Genomic DNA, 23,123 nt, shown 5'->3' on the forward strand with positions numbered 1-23,123 from the left:
GATGGCCAACGAGATGGTCTCGCCGACCGATTCCACAGCAGGCGCAGCACGTGGCGTCTGCGCAGACAACGGCTGGAAGGATCGCGAGGGGGGTGACGAAGTCTCGGCGACCGTGCTCGGCTCGGGCGACGACGTCTCGGCGCCCCGACTCAGCCTGGTCGTCACGGGCTTCGACGAGATGTTCGAATCCATCGAAGAGCAGTGGCAGGAGCGTGCCCTGTGCGCGCAGACCGATCCGGAGGCGTTCTTCCCCGAGAAGGGCGGCTCGACTCGCGAGGCGAAACGGATCTGCATGGGCTGCGAAGTACGCGACGAGTGCCTGGAGTACGCACTCGCCCACGATGAACGCTTCGGCATCTGGGGTGGCCTCTCCGAACGAGAGCGCCGCCGCCTGAAGCGCGGCATCGGCTAGCCGACTTGGGTTGACCCCCGAGTTATCCGCACACGCGACAACTCGCTACGGCGACAACGGTTTTCGCGAACACACGGGTAGCTCCGGGGGTACGCCCGAGGCCAGGCGGCGCGCCCGCCGACCGGCCGAACCAGCACTGGCTGCACGAGCCACCGGCGGGCTGGCTAGGTTTTACCCATGGCACGTTCCCGGAATCGTCGTCCGCCGACCGCACGGTCGGTGATCCGCCGTGGTCGCGGGGTACGTGGGCCGATGTTGCCGCCCACGGTGCCTGCCTGGCGCACCCGGGGACAGAAGTTCGATCGGCTGGTGCTCGAGGCGTTCGCGCCGCTGGACACCCGCTGGCACGACCGGCTCACCAAACTCGATATCGCGGTCGACGACGTGCCGAAAATCCGTCCGCTCCACCCTGATTCGGTCACCTGGCCGGACGAGGTCGTCGCCGACGGACCGGTGCCGCTTTCCCGGCTCATCCCGGCGGGCGTCGACCGGCACGGCACCGCGACCCGCGCCAGGGTGGTGCTGTTCCGCAAACCGCTCGAGCTGCGCGCCAGCGACCCCGACGACCTGGTCGACCTGCTGCGCGAGGTGCTGGTCCAGCAGATCGCCACCTACCTCGGCGTCGATCCGGACATCATCGATCCGGAGCCCGAGTAGCAAGTCGCACCGAGCCGAACCCGTCTCGGTAACGAATGTTGTTGCGAGCGGCGATAACTGATTACCGACACCGCGTGCGCGGCCCGCAGACCGCGCACCGACACCGGCCCGGGCCGCCCGCGGCCCGTCGCCCCGCGCCCGCCCGCGGCAGCCGCCGCGTGGCGGGAGTTTTTGCCCGAATCATGAGCGTGTCTATCCACATCGGACCGCAAGGAGGGTTACTCTCATCGGCGTGATCCCCATGCGTCGTTGCTGCCGTCCAGGTTGCAAGAATCCGGCCGTCGCGACGCTCACCTATGTGTACTCGGACTCGACCGCCGTAGTCGGACCCCTCGCGACCGTCGCCGAACCACACTCCTGGGATCTCTGCGAAACGCACGGCTCCCGCATCACCGCCCCGAAGGGCTGGGAGATGGTCCGCCACGAAGGCGGGTTCTCCTCCAGCACACCGGATGACGACGATCTGACCGCGCTCGCCGAAGCGGTCCGCGAGGCCGGACTACGCCGCCGCCCGCCGGAACACGAGCAGCGTGGCTACCGCGACTACACCCCGCCGCCGCAGCGCACCACTCGCACCGGGCGTCGCGGACATCTGCGGGTACTGCCCGACCCGCCGTCCTGACCCGATCCGGCCCGGTCTTCCCCCGGCCTTGGTCTTCCCTTGCCGCGCAGCCGGTGTGGCTCGACCAACTCCATCGGCTCCGCTGACTGCTCAACCCTTCCCGTCGACTTCGCCGGCCACCCCTTCCGTGGTGCGCAACCCCGCGCCGACTCCCATCGCCCGCGCGCAACCCACCCCGTCAGCTTCGCCGCCTGCCATCCCCTAGGGTGGTGGGCATGACAGTCGCCCGCTCTGCCGAATTCGTAAACGCGGTGATCAAGGCTTACGACGTTCGCGGTGTGGTCGGTGAACAGATCGACGCCGAATTCGTCAGGGACATCGGCGCATCGTTCGCCAGGCTGATGCGTGCCGAAGGTGCGACGCGGGCCGTCATCGGACACGACATGCGCGAGTCCTCCCCCGGGCTGTCGGCCGCCTTCGCCGACGGCGTGCTGGCCCAGGGCCTCGACGTGGTGCACATCGGACTCGCCTCCACCGATCAGCTCTACTTCGCCTCAGGCAGCCTGGACTGCCCCGGCGCCATGTTCACCGCGAGCCACAACCCGGCGCGCTACAACGGCATCAAGATGTGCCGCGCCAAAGCCATTCCGGTGGGCCAGGACACGGGCCTGGCCACCATCAAGAGCGAGGTCGTCGAGGGTGTGCCCGGCTTCGACGGGCCGCGCGGCACCGCGACCGAGGCCGACCTGCTTGCCGATTACGCGGCGTTCCTGCGCGATCTGGTCGATCTCGGCGAGATGCGCCCGCTCACCATCGCGGTGGACGCGGGCAACGGCATGGGCGGCCACACCGTGCCCGCCGTGTTCGACGCGTTGCCGCAGGTGACCATCGTTCCGCTGTACTTCGAGCTCGACGGTTCCTTCCCCAACCACGAGGCCAACCCGCTCGACCCCAAGAACCTGGTGGACCTGCAGGACCTGGTGGTCAAGTCGGGCGCCGACATCGGCCTTGCCTTCGACGGCGACGCCGACCGCTGCTTCGTGGTGGACGAGAAGGGCGACCCGGTCTCGCCGTCCACCATCACCGCGCTGGTGGCCGAGCGCGAGCTCATCAAGGAGCCCGGCGCGGTCATCATCCACAACCTGATCACCTCGCACGCGGTGCCCGAGCTGGTCACCGCGCTCGGCGGCACCCCGGTGCGCACCCGGGTCGGCCACTCGTTCATCAAGCAGCAGATGGCCTCGACCGGCGCGGTGTTCGGCGGCGAACACTCCGCGCACTACTACTTCCGCGACTTCTGGGGCGCCGACTCCGGCATGCTCGCCGCGCTGCACGTGCTCGCCGCGCTCGGCGAGAAGGATCGCCCGGTCTCGGAGCTGATGTCGGCCTACGAAACGTACGCGGCCTCCGGCGAGATCAACTCCACCGTCCCGGACGCGAAAGAGCGGACGTTGGCGGTGGTGGAGGCCTTCGCGGATCGGACGATCTCGGTCGATAGGCTGGACGGTGTGACCGTGCAATTGGCCGACGACGCCTGGTTCAACCTGCGCGCGTCGAACACCGAACCGCTGCTGCGACTCAACGTCGAAGCCCGATCAACCGAAGATGTAGATGCACTCGTAACAGAGATCCTGAGCATCGTCCGGTCCTGACTGGAATAGTGGAATCACAGGCCTTGAATTCGCCCGACTCGGGCCCGGCGTGGCAGCTGACCCGGGTGCGAGCGAAGGCGATAACGACTCAGCGCGATGAGGGGAGGTGGGACGCCCGATGATCGCTGGAACACCGGTGCTCGACCTCGACGATGCCGCTTCGCTGGAGGCGGCCGATACCGGCGGCGCCCTGCGCTCGGCCGCCTCCGGCGGCGCTCAGGTCCGGGCCACCGCGGCAGCAGTCGGTGAGGACGCGCTCGCGCGCCTGGCCGGACTGCGGCCGCGCAGCGTGGTTCTCGTCTCCGGCTCGGGCCGCGCCGCGCGCGCCGCGAGCCTGCTCGTCGCCACCCTCGGCGACCGCGCGGGCCTTCCCGTCGTGCCCGTCACCGCGCTGCCGCCCTGGGTCGGTCCGCTCGATGTCGTCCTGGTCGCCGGCGACGACGCGGGCGATCCCCGCCTGACCGACGCGGTCGACCGGGCGCTGCGCCGCGGGGCCGAGGTCGTCGTCGCCACACCCATCGAAGGACCGATGCGTGCCGTCGCGGCCGGCCGGGCCGCCGTGCTGGCACCTCGGGTCCAGGTGCTCGATCACAACCGCCTGCTGCGCTTCCTGGCCGCCGGAATCGCCGTCCTGCGCGCGGTCGACCCCGCCCGCAGCGGCACGTTCGTGCCCGACCTCACCGAGCTGGCCGACGTGCTCGACGCCGAAGCGTTGCGCGCCGGCCCCGGCAACGAGGTCTTCCGCAACCCCGCCAAGACGCTCGCCGCGCGCATGCATCAGCGCGGGGTGGTGCTGGCCGGCGACACCCCCGCCGCGTCCGAGCTGGCCGAGCACGGCGCCGAGGTGCTGCTGCAATCGGCGGGCCGGGTCGCCACCGCGGTGGATCTGGCCGAGGCGGTGGCCGCCAAGACCCGAATGGTCGAGGCCGCAGGCGAATCCGCGCCCGGCTTCGATCCGATGTTCCACGACGAGGAACTCGACGGCCCCATGCAGGTCGAGCGGGTGCGCGTCTTCGTGCTCAGCATCGACCCCGACCAGTCGGCCGCGCGACGCCGGATCGCCGTGTTCGGCGGCGGCGGGTCCAGCCTGGTCGACGCCGACCTGGTGAGCGCCGAGCTCGATCTGCTGCACACCGGCCTCACCGACCCCTCGCTGCCCGCACCGCCACGCCCCGAGGAGCCCGCTCCCGGCGCCGGTGGTGAGCTCGAACAGCTCGCCGTGCTCGCGCTGCGGCTGGAGATGGCCGCCGCCTACCTACGGCTGATCGGAACCCGCGGTACCGCGCCCGACAGCCGAGGGCAGTACGGGGGAAGCTACTAGTGCACGAACTCGTTGGTGCGTTGCGCTCGTATGCCTGGGGCTCGCGCACCGCGCTCGCTCAGCTGTGCGGCAGGCCGGTTCCGTCCGCGCATCCGGAGGCCGAACTGTGGTTCGGCGCGCATCCCGCCGACCCCGCACACGTACTGATCGATGGCCGCACCCGTTCGCTGCTGGATTTCGTCGCCGAGGACCCGCAGCGCGAATTGGGCCCCGCCGCCCGGGAATTCGGCGGCAAGCTGCCGTTCCTGCTGAAGATTCTGGCCGCCGAGGAGCCGTTGTCGCTGCAGGCGCACCCGAGCACCGCGCAGGCGCGCGCCGGGTTCGAACGGGAGAACCGCACCAAGGTGCCGTTCGACTCGCCGATGCGCAACTACCGCGACGACAACCACAAGCCGGAACTGGTGGTGGCGCTGGATCGGTTCGAGGCGCTGGCCGGCTTCCGTGAGCCGCACCGCACCGTCGAACTGCTGCGGGCGCTCGACGTGGACGGGCTCGCCTCGTTCGCCGACCTCCTTGCCGCGCAGCCGGATTCGGACGGGCTGCGCACCTTGTTCACCACCTGGATCACGCTGCCGCAGTCCGTGCTCGCCACCCTGCTGCCCGAGGTGCTCGACGGCTGCGTGCGCTACCTGTCCGGAAAAGGCAAGCGCGGGTTCACCCCCGAGGCGCGCACCACGCTCGAACTGGCCGAGGCCTACCCCGGCGACGCAGGCGTGCTCGCGGCGCTGCTGCTGAACCGGCTGACGCTCGAGCCCGGGCAGGGCCTGTTCCTCGCGGCCGGCAACCTGCACGCCTACCTGCGCGGACTCGGCGTGGAGATCATGGCCAACTCCGACAACGTGCTGCGCGGCGGCCTCACGCCCAAGCACGTCGACGTGCCGGAACTGTTGCGGGTGCTCGACTTCGAGCCGATCGACCTGCCCGTGGTGCTGCCGGAACCGGCGGGCGACGGCTCGGTGCGCTACCGCACGCCCGCGCCGGAGTTCGAGCTGCGCCGCTTCGATCTGACCGCGGGCTCGGCGCAGGTCCCGCTCACCGCGGCCGGCCCGGGCATCGTGCTGTGCACGGCGGGGTCGGTGCGGCTGCTGCACGGCGCGTCCGAGTTGACGCTGGAACGCGGTGCCGCGGCGTGGATCTCGGCCGCGGACACCGACATTCGGGCCCGCGCCCTGGACGGCCCGGCCCAACTCTTCTGCGCCTGCGTCGGCAAGGTGTGAGCAGGCGCGGTGTCGCCGCGGCCGAGTGATCACCTCCGGTATCGGGTATCCGATCTCGGCACACGCTAAGTTAGCCAGGTTCGGGCAATCGGAGAGAGGACATCCAACCCATGTCGGCTGGTGGTGGCAAGAAGGCGATTCTCGCCGCGTTGACGGCGAACGCGGGGATCGCCGTGGCAAAGTTCGTCGGTGCGGCGATCACCGGTTCGGCGTCGATGCTCGCCGAGGCGGTGCACTCGGTGGCCGACACCTCCAACCAGGGTCTGCTGCTACTCGGCCAGCGCCGCGCCGCGCAGGAGGCCGACGAACTGCACCCGTTCGGGTACGGGCGCAATCGCTACTTCTACTCGTTCGTCGTGGCGCTGGTGCTGTTCACCATCGGCTCGATCTACGCGATCTACGAGGGCATCCACAAGATCCAGCACCCGGAGGACCTGAGCTCGCCGATCGTCGCGATCGTCATCCTGCTGATCGCGATCGGGCTGGAGACCTACAGTTTCATGACCGCCGTCAAGGAGTCTCGGCCGCTCAAGGGAAATGCGAGCTGGTGGCGTTTCATCCGCACGTCGCGTAGCCCGGAGTTGCCGGTGGTGCTGCTGGAGGACACCGGCGCCCTGGTCGGCCTGATCTTCGCCTTCGTCGGCGTCAGCCTGACCATGCTCACCGGCGACGCGATCTGGGACGGCATCGGCACCCTGGCCATCGGCCTGCTGCTCGGCGTCATCGCCGTCATCCTGATCATCGAGATGCAGAGCCTGCTCATCGGCGAGGGCGCCACCCCCGCCGAGGACCGCGCCATCCGGGAGAACCTGGCCGACGGCCAACGCATCGAGCGCGTGATCCACCTCAAGACCCAGTACTTGGGTCCGGAGGAAATGCTGGTCGCCGCCAAGGTGTCGATCGTCCCCGACCTGGATATCGCCGATATCGCGGCCGCGATCAACGACGCGGAGGCCCGCGTGCGCGCCGCCGTTCCCGCCGCCAGGGTCATCTACCTGGAGCCCGACCTCTACCGCACCGAGCGCGTCTAGGGCTCGCGCAGCAGCGCCAGCGGGTCGGTGGTGATGCCGAACCGCTGGCGCAGCACGTGGCGGGCCGCGTGCAAGCCGGACATGCCGTGCACACCGGGGCCGGGCGGGGTCGAGGCGGAGCACAGATAGACGCCGGGCAGCGGTGTGGCGTAAGGGTTCCAGCGCGGCGCGGGGCGGAAGGCCCACTGGCGCAGGGTCATCGCGCCCGCCGAGATGTCGCCGCCGATGTAATTGGCGTTGTGCGCGGGCATTTCGGCCGCGGTGTAGACGTGCTTCGCGAGGATCAGGTCCCGGAAGCCGGGGGCGAAGCGCTCGACCTGGGCGATGATCGTCTCGCTGATGTCGCGCGTCGAACCGTTCGGCACGTGCGCGTAGGTGTAGAGGGTGTGCTTGCCCGCCGGTGCGCGGGTCGAGTCGACCACGCCGGGCTGAATGGTCAGCACATAAGGCCGTTCAGCGTGCTGACCCGCGGCGACCGCGCGTTCGGCGGCCATCGCCTCGGCTCTGGTGCCGATTAGATGCAGGGTGCCTGCGCGGTCGAGGTCGTCAGCCTGCCATGGCACCGGGCCCGCGAGCGCGAAATCGACCTTGCACGCGGCGCCGCCGTAGCGGAAACGCCGGAGCCGCTTGATGTATCGGTCCGGCAGTCGATGACCGGCGATGCGCAGCAGCTCCGCGGGGGCCAGGTCGAGCACGACCGCGCGGGCGTCGTCGAACTGCCCGAGCGCGTCGACGCGGTGGCCGGTGTGCATCCGCCCGCCGAGGCGTTCGAGCTCGGCGATCATCGCGTCCGGAATCGCCTGGCTGCCACCGCGCGGGATCACCCAGCCACCCGCATGCGCCAGTGTGCCGAGCATCAGACCGGCCCCGGCGGCGGGCACGGCGCGCGGCGGGATGATCGCGTGGGTCGCGACACCGGTCAGCAGCGCGGCCGCGGTGTCGCCCCGAAACCTGGTGTTCCACAACGGCGATCCCTGCTCGAGCGTCCGCAGCCCGAACCGCACAGCGGTCAGCAGGTCCTTCGGTGGTCGGCGCATGTCCGACATCGCCAGGTCGACGATCGATTCCCAATGCGGCACCAGTGGGCCGAACAGCGAGCGCCAGGCGGCACCGTCACGGCCGAGTCCCTCGACGGTCCGTTCCAGATCGCGCCAGGCGATGCCGGCCGTGCCGCCGTCCATCGGGTGCGCGTAAGACGCTTCCGGTGTGAGCAGTTCGACCCCGTGCGCGGCGAGATCGAACGCGCGGAAGAACGGGGAGGCCAACGCCATCGGGTGCGCGCCGGCGCACACGTCGTGCCGGTATCCGGGCAGGGTCAGCTCCGCCGTCCGCGACCCGCCGCCCGCCGCGTGCTCGGCCTCGTACACCGCCACGGAGAGTCCGGCCTTCGCCAGAATCACCGCGGCGGCGAGACCATTCGGCCCGGAACCGACGACCACAACATCAGGCATATCCCCCACGCTACCGGCCCGCGGTCGGTGCTTCCCTGGTCGTGAAACGCGCCGCAGCGCACAACGGCGGTCTCACCTGCCGGATCGGCACGAAGGTGTCGACTGTCACCGGCAATGGTCGATTCGGTCCGTGGGAACAGGATTCGCCGCCGCAGGCGGTACGAGCCAGGTGCGGTCAGGCCGACGTCGCGCCGACCGCGGCCAGCCATTCGGCGACCAGGATGTCGAGGCGCTGCTCGCGCAACTCCGGGCGCAGGCGGGCGCCGCGGTCGAGCGTCGCCAGACCGTGCATCGCGCTCCAGGCCACCTCGGCGCGGGCACCGAGGTCCGCCTCGTCGACGAACGGCCGGAACATGGCCTCCAGTTGCGCGAAGGCGTCGCGCAACGTCTGCGACGCCTCCAGGCCGAACACGAGGTCGACGTTCAGCACGAACATGGCGTCGTAGCGGGCCGGGTTGGCGGCGGCGAAATCCAGGTAGGCGCGGGCGACGCGGGCCATCCGGTCGGCCGGGCTCGTCGCCTCGGCGTGCGCCTGGCGCAGGACGACGGAGAGATCGGCGATCCCTTGCTCCGCGACGGCGGCCACGATGGCCGATTTGCCCGCGAAGTGGCTGTACAGCACCGGCTGGCTGTATTCGATGCGCTCGGCCAGCCTGCGCACGGTCACCGCTTCCCAGCCCTGTTCCTCGGCCAGCTCGCGCGCGGTATCGATGATCCGCTGACGACGTTCGGCTCGTTCACGTTCCTTGCGCGTCTGGGGGGTCATGCCGGAATTCTAGCAGCGCTAGACAAGCTAACGGAGCTCCGTTAGGGTTGCTCTCGAACCTAGCGCCGCTAGATATCGGAGCAGGACCGAGCACCCGCACCAAGGAGCAGCACCATGACCACCTCGCGCATCGCCACCGCACTGTCCCTCATCGGCGCGGCCTTCATCCTCTACATCGGCCTCAGCTACCTCATCAGCCCGCAGGCCATCGCTCCCGGCTTCGGCCTGCCCGCGTGGCCGGACGGCGAGGCCACCGCGTTCATGAACCTCAAGGGGGTCCGCGACACCGTCTTCGGCGTGCTCGTCCTGGCCCTGCTCGCCGCGAAGCAGCGCTACGCACTCGGCATCGCCACCCTGGTCATCGCCTTGGTCCCGGTCGGCGACATGCTGACCGTCCTCAGCTGGCACGGCTCCACCGCAGCCGCCTTCGGCATCCACGGCCTCACCGCCGCGCTGGTCTTCCTCGCGGGCGGCATGCTGATCCGCGAGCACCAACTGGCCGAACGGGCGACCCCGCGGCCCATCGGCGTCCCCGCCTGATTCCACCGCACCTGCTGTCCGGTACCGGTTTTCGCCGGTGCCGGACAGTTCCGCGTCCGGACTCGCTCGCGCAGACCGGAATTCGCACGCACCCGTGATCCGGCACACAAACCACCCGCGCCCGATGAATTTTCCGACGCGCCGCCGTCCACACCACTGAACGCACGACGATCACAGGAGACGACCACTATGTCGACCAAGCCACACGGGCCCGCGTCCTACTTCCCGTCCATCGAGGCCAAGTACGGCCGCACCATCGACGAGTGGCGTACCGCGATGAGTGAGTCCGGTCTGACGTCGCACAAGCCGCTGGTGGAGTGGCTGAAGTCCGAGCACACCCTCGGCCACGGACACGCCACCGCCCTCGCCCAGTACCACCTCAACCCGGAGAAGTGGGCCTCCTGACCCCGAAATGCGCGAAGGGCCCGCAGATCCTGCGGGCCCTTCGTGTTTCACAGAGCAGCTAAGCCGGAACCAGGTCCTTGGTGTCGGGCTCCTGCTGCGGCTGCGCGCCGTGGTCGTCATCGACCATGGTCTGTTCATCGAAGGGCAGCTTGCGGTCGAGAACTTCCTTGACCCGGTCCGCGTCGATGGTCTTGGTCCAGGTGCCAAGCAGCACCGTGGCGACGGCATTGCCGGAGAAATTGGTGAGCGCGCGGGCCTCGGACATGAAGCGGTCGATACCGACGATCAGGCCGACGCCGTCGAGCAATTCGGGGCGATGACTCTCCAGGCCGCCGGCCAGCGTGGCCAGGCCCGCGCCGGTGACACCGGCCGCACCCTTGGAGGCGACGATCATGAACAGCAACAGGCCGATCTGCTCGCCGAGCGTCAACGGTTTTCCCATCGCATCAGCGATGAACAACGACGCCATTGTCAGGTAAATTGCAGTGCCATCCAGATTGAACGAATATCCGGTCGGCACAACCACACCCACAGTCGTCCGCTCGACGCCCATGTGTTCCATCTTCGCGATCAACCGAGGCAGTGCCGACTCCGAGGACGAGGTCGCCAGGATCAACAGGTACTCGCGGGCCAGATAGCGGACCAGCTTCAGCACCGACACCCGAGCCACCGCCCACAGCAGCACCCCGAGCACGCCGAACACGAATATCAAGCAGGTCAGGTAGAACGCGATCATCAACGTTGCCAACTTCAGCACCGCGTCCAGTCCACTCTTGCCGACCAGATTGGCGATCGCGCCGAACGCACCGATCGGCGCCAGCCACAGAATCATCACCAGGATGCGGAACACCAGCTTCTGCAGCAATGCCACGCCACGCAGAATCGGCTCGCCGGTCTTGCCCATGGCCTGCACCGCGAAACCGACGAGCAGCGCTACGAACAGGGCCTGCAGCGTGCTGCCCGAGGTCAGCGACGACAGCAGCGAGTCAGGGACGATCCCACTGAAGAAGTCCCACGTCCCGCCAGCCTTGTGCGCGGTGTCGGTGAGCGACTTGACCGCCTTGGCGTTCTCGCCGACGTTCAATCCGGTACCAGGCGAGATCACGTTGCCGACGACGAGCCCGATGATGAGCGCGGCGGTCGACATGACCATGAAGTACGCGATGGTCAGCCCGCCGACCTTGCCGACGGTCGCCGCCGATCTGATCGAGCCGATGCCGAGCACGATGGTGCAGAAGATGACCGGCGCGATCATCATCTTGATCAGGTCGACGAAGATGCTGCCGAGCGGAGCAACCGACACCCCGAAACCGGGCGCCAGCCAACCCACCAGAATGCCCGCGAACACCGCGATGATGACGGCTATATACAGCCAATGGGTGCGGTCGCGCTTGCGTGGGGGTGCTGCTGGTGTTGCTTGGCTCATACCGAGTGATGTCCTCCGAAGTGGTGCCGACGTGAAGTGCCTCACGCCTTCCAGGCAGAATGATGACGGCCCTGGTGACGCCGGTCACGGTTTGGTGCATTACGTTCAGCGGAGGAAAACAGCTAGTGAGACGCGGTCGGCTATCCCTGGCCGGTCAGGCCTTCGCACTACAGCTGATCGTGTTGACCCTGATGGTCGCTGTCGGCGCGGTCCTCGCGGTGGTCGACGCGCGGCGCCACAGCGACGTGACGACCACCCGCGAAGTGAGAGATGTCGCGGTGAGTGTCGCTGAAGCCCCGTCCACCCTGTCCGCCGTCTACACCATCAATCCCACGGCGCTGCTGCAGCCGGTGACCGAGCGCATCCGCCACTCGACCGGCATGGACTTCATCGTCGTGATGGCGCCGGACCGCACCCGCTACACGCACACCAACCAGAACATGATCGGCAAGCCGTTCAGCGGAAACATCGACCGCGCGCTGTCCGGGGAGACCTTCACCGAAACGTTCACCGGCACCCTCGGGCCGTCGATCCGGGCGGTGGCGCCGGTCTACGACGGCGGGAAGGTGGTCGCGCTGGTGTCGGCCGGGGTGACCCGCGCCAAGATCGGCGATCAGGTGGCCGCGCAACTGCCGCTGATCCTCGGCATCGCCGCGGCGGGCCTCGCCGTCTCGGGCAGCGGGTCGTTCCTGCTGAGCCGCAGGCTGCGCAGGCAGACGCACGGGCTCGCACCCGACGAGTTGCGGGCCATGTACGAACAGCACGACGCCGTCCTGCACTCGATCCACGAGGGCCTGGTGGTCTTCGGCATCGCGGGCGAGCTGGCCGAGGTGGTCAACGACGAGGCACGCAGGCTGCTCGAACTGCCCGACGGCGAGGTACGCCGCAGCGACCTGCCGACCTCCATGCGGCAGATGAGCTGGGGCGTGGTCCGCGACGAGATGCACGTGACCGGCGACCGGATCCTGCTCATCAACCAGGACATCGTCAGCTGGGAGGGCAGGCCCATCGGCACCGTCATGACGATCCGCGACCACACCGAGTTGCGCGCGGTGATGGGCGAACTCGACTCGGTGCGTAGTTTCGCCGAATCGCTGCACGCCCAGGCGCACGAATCCGCCAACCGGCTGCACACCGTGGTCACCATGGTCGAACTGGGCCGGTATCAGGAGGCGGTGGACTTCGCCACCTCGGAACTGCAACTGTCCCAAGCCCTCATCGATCGGCTGCTGAACGCGGTCGGGTCGCCCGCGCTGGCGGCGTTGCTGCTCGGCAAGGTGAACCAGGCGGCCGAGCGCAGCATCGAACTGACCATCACCGAGGACACCGCACTCGACTCGATCGAGCCGCTGACCCCACAGGAGATGGTCACGCTGGTCGGCAATCTCATCGACAACGCCATCGACGCCGCCGCCGAAAGCCCGTCGGGCTGGGTGGAGGTCACCGTGCGGCACTGCGGCGACAATCCCGAAGCTGGGCGCGCCGAACCGGCTTCGGCGTTGTACGTGCGGGTTGCCGACAGCGGTCCCGGCATGTCCGAGGAGACGTTCGCGCGGGCGTCGCAGCGCGGCTATTCGACCAAGGCCGACCATCACGGGCTCGGCCTCGCACTGGTCCACCGCATGGTGGCCAGGCATGGGGGAACCATTCGTACCGAACTAGATCCGGAAAGCGCGGTAACCGTGACGATTCCGCGAAAGGACGCACAGTGATCCGAGTGCTGATCGTCGAGGACGAACCGCTCATCGCCGAGGCACACCGCGCCTATGTGGACCGCATCGAGGGCTTCACGCCTGTCGGGGTGGCACACACCGGCCGCGAGGCGATGCGTGCGGCCGCCGAGGCCGCGGCCGAGGGCACGCCGATCGACCTGGTGCTCATGGATATCGGGCTACCCGATGCCAGCGGCCTCGACGTCGCGGCGGCCCTCACCGGCCTGGCGCCCCGACCCGACGTCATCGCCATCACCTCGGCCCGCGACCTCGCCATGGTGCGCACCGCGGTCTCGCACGGCGTTGTCCTCTATCTCTTGAAGCCGTTCACCTTCGCCGCTTTTCGCGACAAGCTGGACCGCTACCGGGAATTCCGCACGGCGCTGCCCGCAGGCGAAACCGCGGTCTCCCAGCACGACATCGACCGCGCCCTCAGCGCGCTACGCACCCCCGACCAACGCGCCACCACCCCCAAAGGTGTTGCGCCGCAGACCCTCGACGAGATCTCTCGCACCGTGCGGGCCGCCCCCGAGGGCATCACCGCCGCGGACACCGCGACCACCATCGGCGTCTCCAGGATCACGGCATGGCGATATCTGGAGAAGCTGGCCGACGACGGATTGGTCACCCGCCGTTCGGATTACGGCCGCGCGGGGCGCCCCAAGACCCGCTACGTCTGGAAAACCAGAGCGTGACAGCAGTCTTCGCGCAGACACCTCGAAAGAGGATCTGCGCGAAGACTTTCGGGCCGCCTAGGCGGGCAGGTGGTTGTAGCCGAAGATGTTGATGAAGTAGTTGCCGGGAATCAATTGATTCATGGCGTGCCACTGCCCGCCGGGGTCACGCTGGTAGTGGCTGACGCCGAAACCCGCGTCGTAGCAGACGATGTCGGCGGTACCGAACGGGCTCCAGTAGGCGCTGGTACCCGGGCGGGCGGGTTCGAACGGCGTTCTGAACTGATGGCTACACGGGGTAATGCTCGGTTCGTAGATCGACGGTGCGGCCGTGGCGTTCGGCGCCGCGCAGATGCCGACCGCCCCCGCGAAAACCGCTGCGGCCAGTACTCGAGAGACAGACTTCCCCATAGATGTTCTCCTCAACTATTCCCAATCGGCACAGTGAGCAAAGAAGCGATCCCGCGACGGAGCCCCGGGACCCTGGGCAGCACCCTGCCAGAAGCACCGTCGCGACGAAACCGATTTCGAGCCCGCGCCGATCAGACGTCGGTGGAGAAGCGGATCCCGCCGTCGGGGATCTCGACGCCCGGCCACACCCGCGCGCCCCGCAGTAGTTCGCAGCGCGCGCCGACGTGCGCACCGTCACCGATGACGCCGTCGCGCACCAGCGCGCGGGGGCCGATGCGGGCGCCGAACCCGACGATCGAGCGTTCGACGGTCGCCCCCGCCTCGATGATGGCGCCGTCGAAGATGACCGCGCCGTCGAGGCGAGCGCCCGCGCCGACCTCGGCGCCGCGGCCGACGACCGTGCCGCCGATGAGCAGTGCGCCGGGCGCGACACCCGCACCCGGATGGACCAGGGACTCACCGCGCTGGCCGGGCAGTGCGGGCGAGGGGGCGATGCCGCGGACCAGATCGGCGGAGCCGCGGACGAAGTCCTCCGGGGTACCCATGTCGCGCCAGTAGGAGGTGTCGACGTGGCCCTGCACGCGGGCGCCCTCGGCGAGCAGCTGCGGGAACACCTCGCGCTCCACCGACACGGGGCGGCCCACCGGGATCTTCTCGATGTATTCGCGGCGGAAGACGTAGCAGCCCGCGTTGATCTGGTCGGTCGGCGGATCCTGGGTCTTCTCCAGGAACGCGGTGACCCGGCCGTTCTCGTCGGTCGGCACGCAGCCGAAGGCGCGCGGATCGCTCACCCGCACCAGATGCAGCGTGACATCGGCGTTCGTGGACTCGTGCGTGTCCAGCACCGCGCCGAGTTCGGTGCCGCCGAGCACGTCACCGTTGAACACCATCACCGTGTCGGCGCGCAGCTTGGGCAGCACGTTGCGGATGCCGCCGCCGGTGCCGAGCGGCTCGGTCTCGGTGACGTACTCCAGCTCGAGGCCGAGCTCGGAACCGTCACCGAAATGGTTCTCGAACACCTCCGCCTTGAAGGAGGTGCCCAGCACCACGTGCGTGATCCCGGCCTCGGCGATCCGAGCGAGCAGATGCGTCAGGAACGGCAGTCCGGCCGTCGGTAGCATCGGCTTCGGTGCCGAGAGGGTCAGCGGGCGCAGTCGTGTGCCCTGCCCGCCCACCAGGATCACGGCGTCGGTGCCTGCATTTCCTGCCATTCAAGGTCCCCTGTTCACAGTGGATCGATTGTTGCTCGCGCGCCGATCGAGACTCGGCTGCGCGCCGGTTTCACTCGGGCCGCACTAAGTAGTGCGGGCCCTACGTCGATTGTCGCTCGGCCGGGTGACCAGCGAGTCACGCTTTGCACCCTATTGGCTCGCGGTTTGCCTCCGCTAACTCACGTCCTGCGCTTATCGAGTCACATTGGCATCTATCGACGCGCGTCCTGCGCTATCGACTCGCGTCCTGCGCCTGTTGACCCGCGTCCTGCGCTTGTTGACCCGCGTCCTGCGCTTGTTGACGCAGCGCAGATCGAACCGCAATCCGGGAGCGCACCGCAAGTCCGGCCCGCAACGCCAGCCGCAACGGTAGCTGCCACCAGTGCGGATGCCGGTCGGCCTGGAACCGGTAAGCGCTCGCGTGGTGCGCGGGCAGCATCACCTCGGGGTGCCGTCCCGCGGCATGCCCCTTCGCGTGGGTGACCTCCGCGGACGGCACGAACACGTTGTGCCAGCCCGCCTTGCCCATCCGGTCGCCGAAGTCCACGTCCTCCATGTACATGAAGTAGCGCGAGTCGAAGCCGTCGATCGAGTCGAACGCCGCGCGCCGCACCAGCAGGCAGGAGCCGGACAGCCAGCCGACGGCCCGCTCGGAGATCTCCTCGTTCTCCTGGCGGTAACGCCGGGTCCACGGGTTCGTCTTCCACACCGTGCCGAGGATCGCGTGACCCGCGCCGTCGAGCAGACCGGGCACCCGGCGGGCGGAGGGGTAGACACTGCCGTCCGGTTCCAGCACCAGCGGACCGAGCGCACCGGCCCGTGGCCAGCGCTTCGCGGCGGCGAGCAGCTGGTCGATGGAGTCGCTACCCCAGCGGATGTCCGGGTTGGCGATCACCACGAACTCGATGTCCGGATCGATCTCGGCGACCGCCCGGTTGATCGCGCCGCCGTAGCCGATATTGCCGCCGGTGCGCAGCAGCCGCACATGCGAATTGGCCTCGGCGATCAGCTCGGGCACCCCGTCGGTCGACCCGTTGTCCGCGAGGATTACCTGCGGTTTCTCGGTGGTGGCGGCAGCCAGCGTGGTGATGAAGTGCTCGAGGTGCTCGCCCGGTGAATAGGTCACCGTGACGACGGCCAGCCCCTTTTGGGCGGAGTCGGATACGTCCACGGCCCAGCAGCCTAGTCGGACAACCGCGCGAGCGCGTCCCCCAGTGCCACCTGCCAGGGCCGCAGCGGCGTCAACCCGGCTTCCGCCCAGGCCCGGTGCGACAACACCGAATATGCCGGGCGCGGTGCGGGTCTCGCAAACGCGGACGAGTCACAGGGCCGGACCCGTTCCGGATCGGCACCGACGCCCGCGAATACCGCGCGCGCGAGGTCGAACCAGCTGGCTTGGCCCGAGTTGGTGGCGTGCAGCAGCCGCGGCGCGTCCGGCCGACCCGCGAGTTCCAGCAACGCGACCGCGAGATCGGCGGCGTAGGTGGGTGCGCCGAGCTGGTCGTTCACCACGTCGACGGTGTCGCGTTCGCGCTCCAACCGCAGCATGGTGGCGACGAAATCACTTCCGCGCCCGGCATATACCCACGCGGTGCGCACCACGTGCGCCTGCGGGGCGCGGGTCAGCACGGCCTGCTCGCCGGCGAGTTTGGACCGGCCGTAGACGCTGACCGGCCCGGTCGGATCGGTGGTCTCGTAGGGGCGATCGTGCACGCCGGCGAACACGTAGTCGGTGGACAGGTGGATCAGTCTGGCGTCGGCCCGCGCGCAGGCGGCGGCGAGCACGGCCGGGCCGGTCTCGTTGCCCGCGAACGCCGCGGCCACGTCGGTCTCGGCGCGGTCGACCGCGGTGTAGGCGGCACAGTTGATCACCACGTCACCCGGCTCGAGCACGGCGGCGACCGCGGCCGCGTCGGTGATATCGAGGTCACGGCGACCGAACGCGCGGGCGGCCGGCGCCAGGGTGAGCAGTTCCCGGCCGACCTGTCCACCTGCCCCGGTCACGACGAGGCGGGCGGGCACGGCGGCGCCGGATGCTGTCGAAGCTGTCACGGGGTCGAGTCTGGCACGCCGCCACACCTGCGGATTGAGGGTGCCCGGGCCGGTATTCGTTAGCCTTCAGTCAGTTGCCCTCGGCGGACACCCGCCCGCGAACAATGGTTTGCTGAAAGGGTGCGGGGGCTACGGAAAGGTGGGGTGGTCGGTCGGACCGTGCAGTCGTAAGAGGCCCCGAGCGTGTCGAAAGGATGTCGTGTTGGCGAGAGGACACAAAGTAGCTGCGGCGGAGGGTTCCGGGTGACCCGGCCGCTCGGAGCGCTTGCGAGCCGCGAACGCGCGAGGCCGCGCGGCACTCGATCGCTGTTGCCTGCGGGCGGTCCGGTGCGGGCCGGCGCCGCGGTGCTCGCGGTGGTGGTGCTCGTCATCACCGGCTTCGCCTGGCACAGCGTCGACAGCCTGATCTCCAATATCGAGCGCATCGGCAATCTCGGGCTCGGCGGTGGGCGCGACGGCGCGGTCGACATCCTGCTGGTCGGCGTCGACAGCCGCACCGACGCGCACGGCAATCCGCTGAGCGACCGGGAGCGCGCGCTGCTGCACGCGGGCGATGAGGTCGGCACCAATACCGACACCATCGTATTGATCCGGGTGCCGAACGACGGCCGGTCCGCGACCGCCATCTCCCTGCCCCGCGACTCCTATGTCGACATTCCCGATCTCGGCAAGGGCAAGATCAACTCGGCGTACGGCGCGACCAAGGAGACGCAGCGGCTGAAGCTGATGAACCAGGGTGTTCCGGAGGCCGACGCGGACAAGCAGTCCACGCAGGCGGGTCGTCAGGCGTTGATCAAGTCCGTGGCCAACCTCACCGGCATCAGCGTCGATCATTACGCCGAGGTGAGCCTGCTCGGTTTCGTGCTGCTCACCGACGCGGTGGGCGGAGTCGAGGTGTGCCTGAACAATCCGGTCGACGAATGGATGTCCGGCGCCGACTTCCCGGCGGGCCGCCAACGCCTCGACGGTCCGGCGGCCTTGAGCTTCGTGCGGCAGCGGCACAATCTGCCGCGCGGTGACCTCGATCGCATTGTGCGCCAGCAGGTGTTCATGGCGCAGTTGGTCGGGCAGGTGCTCAACGCGAAGACGCTCAGCAATCCAGGGCGGATGAAGCAGCTCAGCGACGCGGTCGGGCGCACCGTCGTGCTCGACGACGACTGGGACGTGCTCGCGTTCCTGCAGCAGTTGCAGGACCTTTCGGGCGGCCAGGTGAAGTTCGAGACCATTCCGGTCACCGACCTGAATTACCTGACCACCAGCGGCGAATCGGTGGTGCGGGTCGATCCCGCGGCGGTGAAGTCCTATGTCGGCTCGCTGGTCGACGGCAAGACCGCCGAGTCGGACGAGCCCGCCGTTGATCCGGCCACGGTGACCGTCAGCGTGTACAACGCCAGCGGCATCGGCGGCCTGGCCGGTCAGGTCGCACAGGCTTTGCGCGGTAAGGGATTCCACGAGGGTCTGGTCGGCAACTACACCGGCCCGAAGGTGTCCGGCAGCCGGGTGCTCGCCGCCAAGACCTCCGACGCGAAAGCCAAGGCGGTGGCCGAGGCGCTCGGTGGGCTGCCGGTGCTCGCGGATACGACGCTGTCGCCGGATTCGGTGAGCGTCGTGCTGGCGAGCGACTATTCTGGTCCGGGCTCGGCGGCAGGAAGCATGTTCGACTTCTCCGGAACGTCGAGCGCCGCCGCGACGCCAGTCCCGCCCGCCCCACCGATCGACGCAGGCCAGAACGGACCGAAATGCGTGAATTAGACAATGCGTGACCTCGACAAGGCGCTCACCCTCACCGAGAAAGTGCTCGATCCGATTCTCGCGCGGGACCCCGCCGGGCCGCGCGTCACCTACTACGACGACGCCACCGGAGCCAGGATCGAACTGTCCGGGCTCACCCTGGCGAACTGGGCGGCCAAGACGGCCAACCTGATTCGCGACGAGTTCGGCCTCAGCCCCGGCGCGCGGATCGCGGTGCTGCTGCCCGCGCACTGGCAGACCGCGGCCGTACTGCTCGGCTGCTGGTGGGCGGGCACCGAGGTGGTGCTGCGCCCCGACGAGCATGCCGAACTGGCCCTGGTCACCGCCGACCGGCTCGACGACGCGGACGGCGTCGCCGAGGTCGCGGCGCTCTCCCTGGATGCGATGGGCGCGCCGGTGCGCGATCTCCCGGTCGGCGTCACCGACTTCGCGACCTCCGTGCGGGTGCACGGTGATCAGTTCCTGCCGGGCAGCGCGGGTGCCGCGCTGGACGGCATGCCGGTGGCCGAGGTGTTCGCCGAGGCGAAGAAATCGGCCATGCGGCAAGGGTTCTCCGAGAGCGACCGGGTGCTGTCGAGCACGCCGTGGGACACCCCCGCCGAACTGATCGACGGCTTCGTCGCGGTGCTCGCGGCGGGCGCCTCCCTCGTCCAGGTGGTCAATCCCGATCCGGCTCTGCGCGAGCGCCGCATCGAGACCGAACGCGTCACGGCCCAACGGGCCTGACCGGCCGCCACCGCGGTGGACTCCTACCACGGTATAGGTGAAAGTCCGACCAGGGGACGTTCCACATTCTGGCCGGGTTCCGTACGGTGGATTTATCGCACAACGACGGAGTTGGTGAATGATGAAGCCGCAGTATTGGTTCCGCTGGTTGTCCGTGCAAGGCGCGCCCCGGCTGGTGTTGCGCCGCCAGGCCAGGCGTGGCGACGCCTTCGCCGAACTGATGGGTGGGCCCGGCGGGTTCGCCGATCCGTATCCGCTCATCGAGCGGTTGCGCGGCGAAGGCAGGCTGATCCGCACCTCGATCTCCTGGGCCACCCTCGACCACGAGCTGTGCCGAGCCATCCTGCGCGACAATCGATTCGGCGTTCGTAGCACCGAAAGCTTCGACATCCCCGGCCCGCTGCAGAAGCTGGCCAACCACTTCCCGTTGCCGCCGAACCCGGTGGAACCACCGTCGATGTTGGTGATCAACCCACCGGACCATACGAAGATGCGCAAGCCGGTCGCCTCCGCGTTCACCCCGCGGGCCATCCGCAGGCTGCGCGACCGCGTCGAAACGGTCACCGCGGAACTGCTCGACGCGCTGCCCGCAGGCGGCTCCGCCGATCTGATCACCGCCTTCGCCGCCCAGGTCCCGATCGCGATCATCTCCGAGATGCTCGGCTTCCCCGACTCGGACAAGGACCGGTTCCTGCACTGGGGCGATGAACTGACACCGCTGCTCGATGTCGGCATCTCCTGGCGCGCCTACCAGCGCGCGCTGGCGGCCATGGAGGTGATGAACGCCTACTTCGACGAGCACATCGCCCGCCTGCGCCGCACCCCGGGCGACGACATTCTCAGCGCCCTGGTCACCGCGGGCGAGCTGGACCTGTTCGAGCTCAAGGCCTCGGCGAGTCTGCTGATGGGTGCCGGCTTCGAGACCACCGTGAATTTGATCGGCAACGGGGTGGCCCAGCTGCTCGAACATCCCGAGCAGCTCGCGCGGCTGCGCGCCGAACCCGAGCTGTGGCCCAACGCCATCGAAGAAATACTGCGCTTCGACTCACCGGTCCAGACGACGGCGCGCACCGCGCTGTGCGACGTGGAGATCGCAGGCGAGCGGCTGCGCGCGGGCGACACCGTCGTGCTGTCACTGGCCGGCGCCAATCGCGATCCCGCGGTGTTCGCCGAGCCGGACCGTTTCGACATCGGTCGCGCGAATGCCAAGGAGCACCTGTCGTTCAGCAACGGCATCCACGTCTGCCTCGGCGCCAGCCTGGCCCGCATGGAGGGCGTCTACGCGCTACAGGCCTTGTTCGAGCGTTTCCCGGATCTGCAATTGGACGGACCGCCGCAACGCCGGAAGTTGTTCACTCTGCACGGTTACGAGCAGCTGCCGGTCCGCCTCGGGCGGCGCGCACCCGCCCCCGAACCGACCACGGTCTGACCTCGCCGAGCGGCTCGGTACCTGTGGATAACCGAGCCGCCCTGCGAGACAACAGGTTTCAGCTGAAACCTACGGCTTGCGCACCCCAAGCGGTGTGCAGTTCCGCGTCGGGGTCGTCCACCACACGATCGACCGTGTCGATCAGCAGCGTGGTGCGCGTGTCCGGACGGTACGGCGGCCAGTGCTTCGAACCGTCGAGCGCGGCGGGCACACCGTGGGTGGCGAAGGCCAACCAGCGCCGCATCATTCGGCCGGACACCTCCATGGCCACCTTGCGACCGCCGAGCCAGAAGGTCGGGTCGTGGTTGAACGAACCGAAATTGCCGAAGACATAAGGCAATTCGGTCGCGTGCCCGGCGCCGACCCGGGCTGCCCGCAGCATCGGCGTCGCGTGGTCGAAGCGGTACATCCAGGTCGGCGAGTGCTGTGCGTGCGCGTCGGCCACCCAGTGCGCCGGCATCCGGAACGCGGCGTCGCCGGACATGGCCAGCGCGCCCTTGGTCTTGTCCAGATCCGGGTAGGCCGAGGTGATCTCGGCGATGCGCTCGTGCGAGAGCTCCGGGTGGCTGGCCGCCACATCGTTGAGCATCGCGTTCACCGCGTCCGGGGTCACCGGCATGATCGGCGAGCGGAACACCCGGAACAGCGAGGCCTCGTCCTTGTTGGCGCCGATCATCAACGGCACCCGGTGCGAACGCCCGTGCTGGAACCGCTCGATCGGATAGGTCGGCAGCAGATCGCCGTCGACCACCGGCGCGGCCGCCAGCCTGCCCGGCTCCTTCAACGGGATCTCGTCCAGCAGGATGCCCGCGACCTCCACGATCTTCTCGACCGGCCAGTCGAGCAGTTCGACGGCCCTGGCGGCGGGCAACTCCAGCAGTTCCAGGAATCGCCGCGCCACCGCAGCCGCCCGCTCCTGGCCGAATACCGTGGTGGCCGGCGGGCTTTGCGCGATGGCCTTGTGGAACAGCCCGGCCGTGCGCGGCGAGGTCAGCAGCGCGGTGACGCACCCCGCGCCGGACGATTCGCCGAACAGCGTGACATTGCCGGGGTCGCCGCCGAACGCGGCGATATTGTCGCGTACCCATTCCAGCGCGGCGATCTGATCGTGCAGGCCGAGGTTCGGCGTGAACGGGCCGGGCAGCGAGGACAGATCGAGGAAACCGAGCGCACCGAGGCGGTAGTTCACGGTGACCACGACGACGTCACCGGATTCGGCCAGCTTGCGGCCGTCGTAGATGCCCTGCGCGGCCGTGCCGAGGCAGTAGGCGCCGCCGTGCAACCAGACCAGCACCGGACGCGGTTCGCCCGTGTCGAAGGAGTGCACCAGGTCGCCGACGTCGCGCCGGGGTGACCATACGTTCAGCCAGAGGCAGTCCTCGCCCATCCGCAGGTCGGAGTCGACGGGGACCATGTTGCCCATGGTCTGCGGCGCGATCTCGCCGAAGGTGGCGCAATCGCGGATCCCGTCCCACTCCGGTGCGGGCCGCGGCGGCTGGAACCGATACTGCCCGCGCGGCGGGGCCGCATAGGGAATGCTGCGCCATACCGCCACCGGGCCGTCCCAGCGGCCGCGGACATCACCCGAAGTCGTGGTGACGACAGGCTCGGCGCCGCGCACTTCCCAGCCCGGTTCGGTCTCGAACTGAGTAGTCATTGTTCGCACCTCCTGCCAGCGATCGCTCGGTGTGCTGCGTGTTTGCTCCAGCTGGCCTC

Annotated in this window: 22 protein-coding genes; 14 read left to right on the top strand and 8 right to left on the bottom strand. The window is 68.9% G+C overall.

Annotation, left to right across the window (positions count from 1 at the left end; translation table 11 throughout):
- The first annotated feature begins 178 nt into the window (after positions 1 to 178).
- The 7 genes from ACIHA7_RS02285 to ACIHA7_RS02315 all read left to right on the top strand — a co-directional run bounded on the left by ACIHA7_RS02285 (position 179) and on the right by ACIHA7_RS02315 (position 6,852).
- Positions 179 to 412 carry a WhiB family transcriptional regulator gene (locus ACIHA7_RS02285; protein ID WP_029901515.1) on the top strand — a complete coding sequence of 78 codons (234 nt, stop codon included), beginning with the start codon at positions 179 to 181 and terminating at the stop codon, positions 410 to 412.
- 177 nt (positions 413 to 589) lie between these two features.
- A complete protein-coding gene (locus ACIHA7_RS02290; protein WP_167768837.1) occupies positions 590 to 1,069 on the top strand; it encodes a metallopeptidase family protein in 480 nt (159 codons plus the stop codon).
- A 241-nt stretch (positions 1,070 to 1,310) separates the two neighbouring features.
- Entirely contained in the window at positions 1,311 to 1,691 is a 381-nt protein-coding gene (locus ACIHA7_RS02295; protein WP_387716100.1) for a DUF3499 domain-containing protein, read from the top strand.
- 215 nt (positions 1,692 to 1,906) lie between these two features.
- Positions 1,907 to 3,283 carry a phosphomannomutase/phosphoglucomutase gene (locus ACIHA7_RS02300; protein WP_397284698.1) on the top strand — a complete coding sequence of 459 codons (1,377 nt, stop codon included), beginning with the start codon at positions 1,907 to 1,909 and terminating at the stop codon, positions 3,281 to 3,283.
- 118 nt (positions 3,284 to 3,401) lie between these two features.
- Positions 3,402 to 4,604 (top strand): tobH protein, encoded by a 1,203-nt coding sequence (locus ACIHA7_RS02305; RefSeq protein ID WP_397284700.1) that lies wholly within the window; start codon positions 3,402 to 3,404, stop codon positions 4,602 to 4,604.
- On the top strand, positions 4,604 to 5,821 hold the full coding sequence (manA, locus tag ACIHA7_RS02310; protein WP_397284702.1) for a mannose-6-phosphate isomerase, class I: 1,218 nt from the start codon (positions 4,604 to 4,606) through the stop codon (positions 5,819 to 5,821). The genes ACIHA7_RS02305 and manA overlap by 1 nt, the downstream gene beginning before the upstream one ends.
- 110 nt (positions 5,822 to 5,931) lie before the next feature.
- Positions 5,932 to 6,852, top strand: a complete 921-nt coding sequence (locus tag ACIHA7_RS02315; protein WP_397284704.1) for a cation diffusion facilitator family transporter — start codon at positions 5,932 to 5,934, stop codon at positions 6,850 to 6,852.
- Here the strand turns inward: ACIHA7_RS02315 and ACIHA7_RS02320 are convergent.
- Together ACIHA7_RS02320 and ACIHA7_RS02325 are read right to left on the bottom strand one after the other, a co-directional pair.
- Complete coding sequence (locus tag ACIHA7_RS02320) at positions 6,849 to 8,303, bottom strand: phytoene desaturase family protein (RefSeq protein ID WP_397284706.1); 1,455 nt, start codon at positions 8,301 to 8,303, stop codon at positions 6,849 to 6,851. The genes ACIHA7_RS02315 and ACIHA7_RS02320 overlap by 4 nt on opposite strands.
- Positions 8,304 to 8,478: 175 nt before the next feature.
- Positions 8,479 to 9,069, bottom strand: coding sequence for a TetR/AcrR family transcriptional regulator (locus ACIHA7_RS02325; protein WP_397284708.1), 591 nt, complete (start codon positions 9,067 to 9,069; stop codon positions 8,479 to 8,481).
- Between the two features lie 114 nt (positions 9,070 to 9,183).
- On the opposite strand from ACIHA7_RS02325, the gene ACIHA7_RS02330 reads away from it, so the two are divergent.
- Together ACIHA7_RS02330 and ACIHA7_RS02335 are read left to right on the top strand one after the other, a co-directional pair.
- Positions 9,184 to 9,609: a DUF4267 domain-containing protein gene (locus tag ACIHA7_RS02330; protein WP_397284710.1), complete on the top strand. Its 426-nt coding sequence runs from the start codon at positions 9,184 to 9,186 to the stop codon at positions 9,607 to 9,609.
- Between the two features lie 189 nt (positions 9,610 to 9,798).
- Positions 9,799 to 10,014: a DUF4287 domain-containing protein gene (locus ACIHA7_RS02335; RefSeq protein ID WP_397284712.1), complete on the top strand. Its 216-nt coding sequence runs from the start codon at positions 9,799 to 9,801 to the stop codon at positions 10,012 to 10,014.
- Between the two features lie 58 nt (positions 10,015 to 10,072).
- Here ACIHA7_RS02335 and ACIHA7_RS02340 read toward each other — a convergent pair whose 3' ends face one another.
- Positions 10,073 to 11,440, bottom strand: a complete 1,368-nt coding sequence (locus ACIHA7_RS02340; RefSeq protein ID WP_397284714.1) for a cation:dicarboxylate symporter family transporter — start codon at positions 11,438 to 11,440, stop codon at positions 10,073 to 10,075.
- A gap of 125 nt (positions 11,441 to 11,565) precedes the next feature.
- On the opposite strand from ACIHA7_RS02340, the gene ACIHA7_RS02345 reads away from it, so the two are divergent.
- A complete protein-coding gene (locus tag ACIHA7_RS02345; RefSeq protein ID WP_397284716.1) occupies positions 11,566 to 13,152 on the top strand; it encodes an ATP-binding protein in 1,587 nt (528 codons plus the stop codon).
- Entirely contained in the window at positions 13,149 to 13,847 is a 699-nt protein-coding gene (locus tag ACIHA7_RS02350) for a response regulator (protein WP_107659019.1), read from the top strand. The genes ACIHA7_RS02345 and ACIHA7_RS02350 overlap by 4 nt, the downstream gene beginning before the upstream one ends.
- Positions 13,848 to 13,904: 57 nt before the next feature.
- Here ACIHA7_RS02350 and ACIHA7_RS02355 read toward each other — a convergent pair whose 3' ends face one another.
- The 4 genes from ACIHA7_RS02355 to rfbD all read right to left on the bottom strand — a co-directional run bounded on the left by ACIHA7_RS02355 (position 13,905) and on the right by rfbD (position 17,500).
- Entirely contained in the window at positions 13,905 to 14,237 is a 333-nt protein-coding gene (locus ACIHA7_RS02355) for a hypothetical protein (protein ID WP_397284719.1), read from the bottom strand.
- A 131-nt stretch (positions 14,238 to 14,368) separates the two neighbouring features.
- The gene (locus ACIHA7_RS02360; RefSeq protein WP_397284721.1) at positions 14,369 to 15,448 is read right to left on the bottom strand and encodes a sugar phosphate nucleotidyltransferase; all 1,080 of its coding nucleotides are present in this window, start codon (positions 15,446 to 15,448) and stop codon (positions 14,369 to 14,371) included.
- A gap of 232 nt (positions 15,449 to 15,680) precedes the next feature.
- On the bottom strand, positions 15,681 to 16,619 hold the full coding sequence (locus tag ACIHA7_RS02365; protein ID WP_397284723.1) for a glycosyltransferase family 2 protein: 939 nt from the start codon (positions 16,617 to 16,619) through the stop codon (positions 15,681 to 15,683).
- Positions 16,620 to 16,630: 11 nt separating this feature from the next.
- Positions 16,631 to 17,500 carry a dTDP-4-dehydrorhamnose reductase gene (gene rfbD, locus ACIHA7_RS02370; protein WP_397284725.1) on the bottom strand — a complete coding sequence of 290 codons (870 nt, stop codon included), beginning with the start codon at positions 17,498 to 17,500 and terminating at the stop codon, positions 16,631 to 16,633.
- Between the two features lie 327 nt (positions 17,501 to 17,827).
- Between rfbD and ACIHA7_RS02375 the strand changes: the two genes are divergently transcribed.
- The 3 genes from ACIHA7_RS02375 to ACIHA7_RS02385 all read left to right on the top strand — a co-directional run bounded on the left by ACIHA7_RS02375 (position 17,828) and on the right by ACIHA7_RS02385 (position 21,407).
- A complete protein-coding gene (locus ACIHA7_RS02375) occupies positions 17,828 to 19,252 on the top strand; it encodes an LCP family protein (RefSeq protein WP_397286459.1) in 1,425 nt (474 codons plus the stop codon).
- A gap of 3 nt (positions 19,253 to 19,255) precedes the next feature.
- Positions 19,256 to 19,978, top strand: a complete 723-nt coding sequence (locus tag ACIHA7_RS02380; RefSeq protein ID WP_397284727.1) for a TIGR03089 family protein — start codon at positions 19,256 to 19,258, stop codon at positions 19,976 to 19,978.
- Positions 19,979 to 20,099: 121 nt separating this feature from the next.
- The gene (locus ACIHA7_RS02385; RefSeq protein WP_397286461.1) at positions 20,100 to 21,407 is read left to right on the top strand and encodes a cytochrome P450; all 1,308 of its coding nucleotides are present in this window, start codon (positions 20,100 to 20,102) and stop codon (positions 21,405 to 21,407) included.
- Between the two features lie 58 nt (positions 21,408 to 21,465).
- Here the strand turns inward: ACIHA7_RS02385 and ACIHA7_RS02390 are convergent, their stop codons facing one another.
- Positions 21,466 to 23,064 carry a carboxylesterase/lipase family protein gene (locus ACIHA7_RS02390; RefSeq protein WP_397284729.1) on the bottom strand — a complete coding sequence of 533 codons (1,599 nt, stop codon included), beginning with the start codon at positions 23,062 to 23,064 and terminating at the stop codon, positions 21,466 to 21,468.
- Between the last annotated feature and the right edge of the window lie 59 nt (positions 23,065 to 23,123).

Origin of the sequence: Nocardia sp. NPDC052316, from assembly GCF_044547795.1 — a bacterium.
Classification (GTDB): Bacteria; Actinomycetota; Actinomycetes; order Mycobacteriales; family Mycobacteriaceae; genus Nocardia.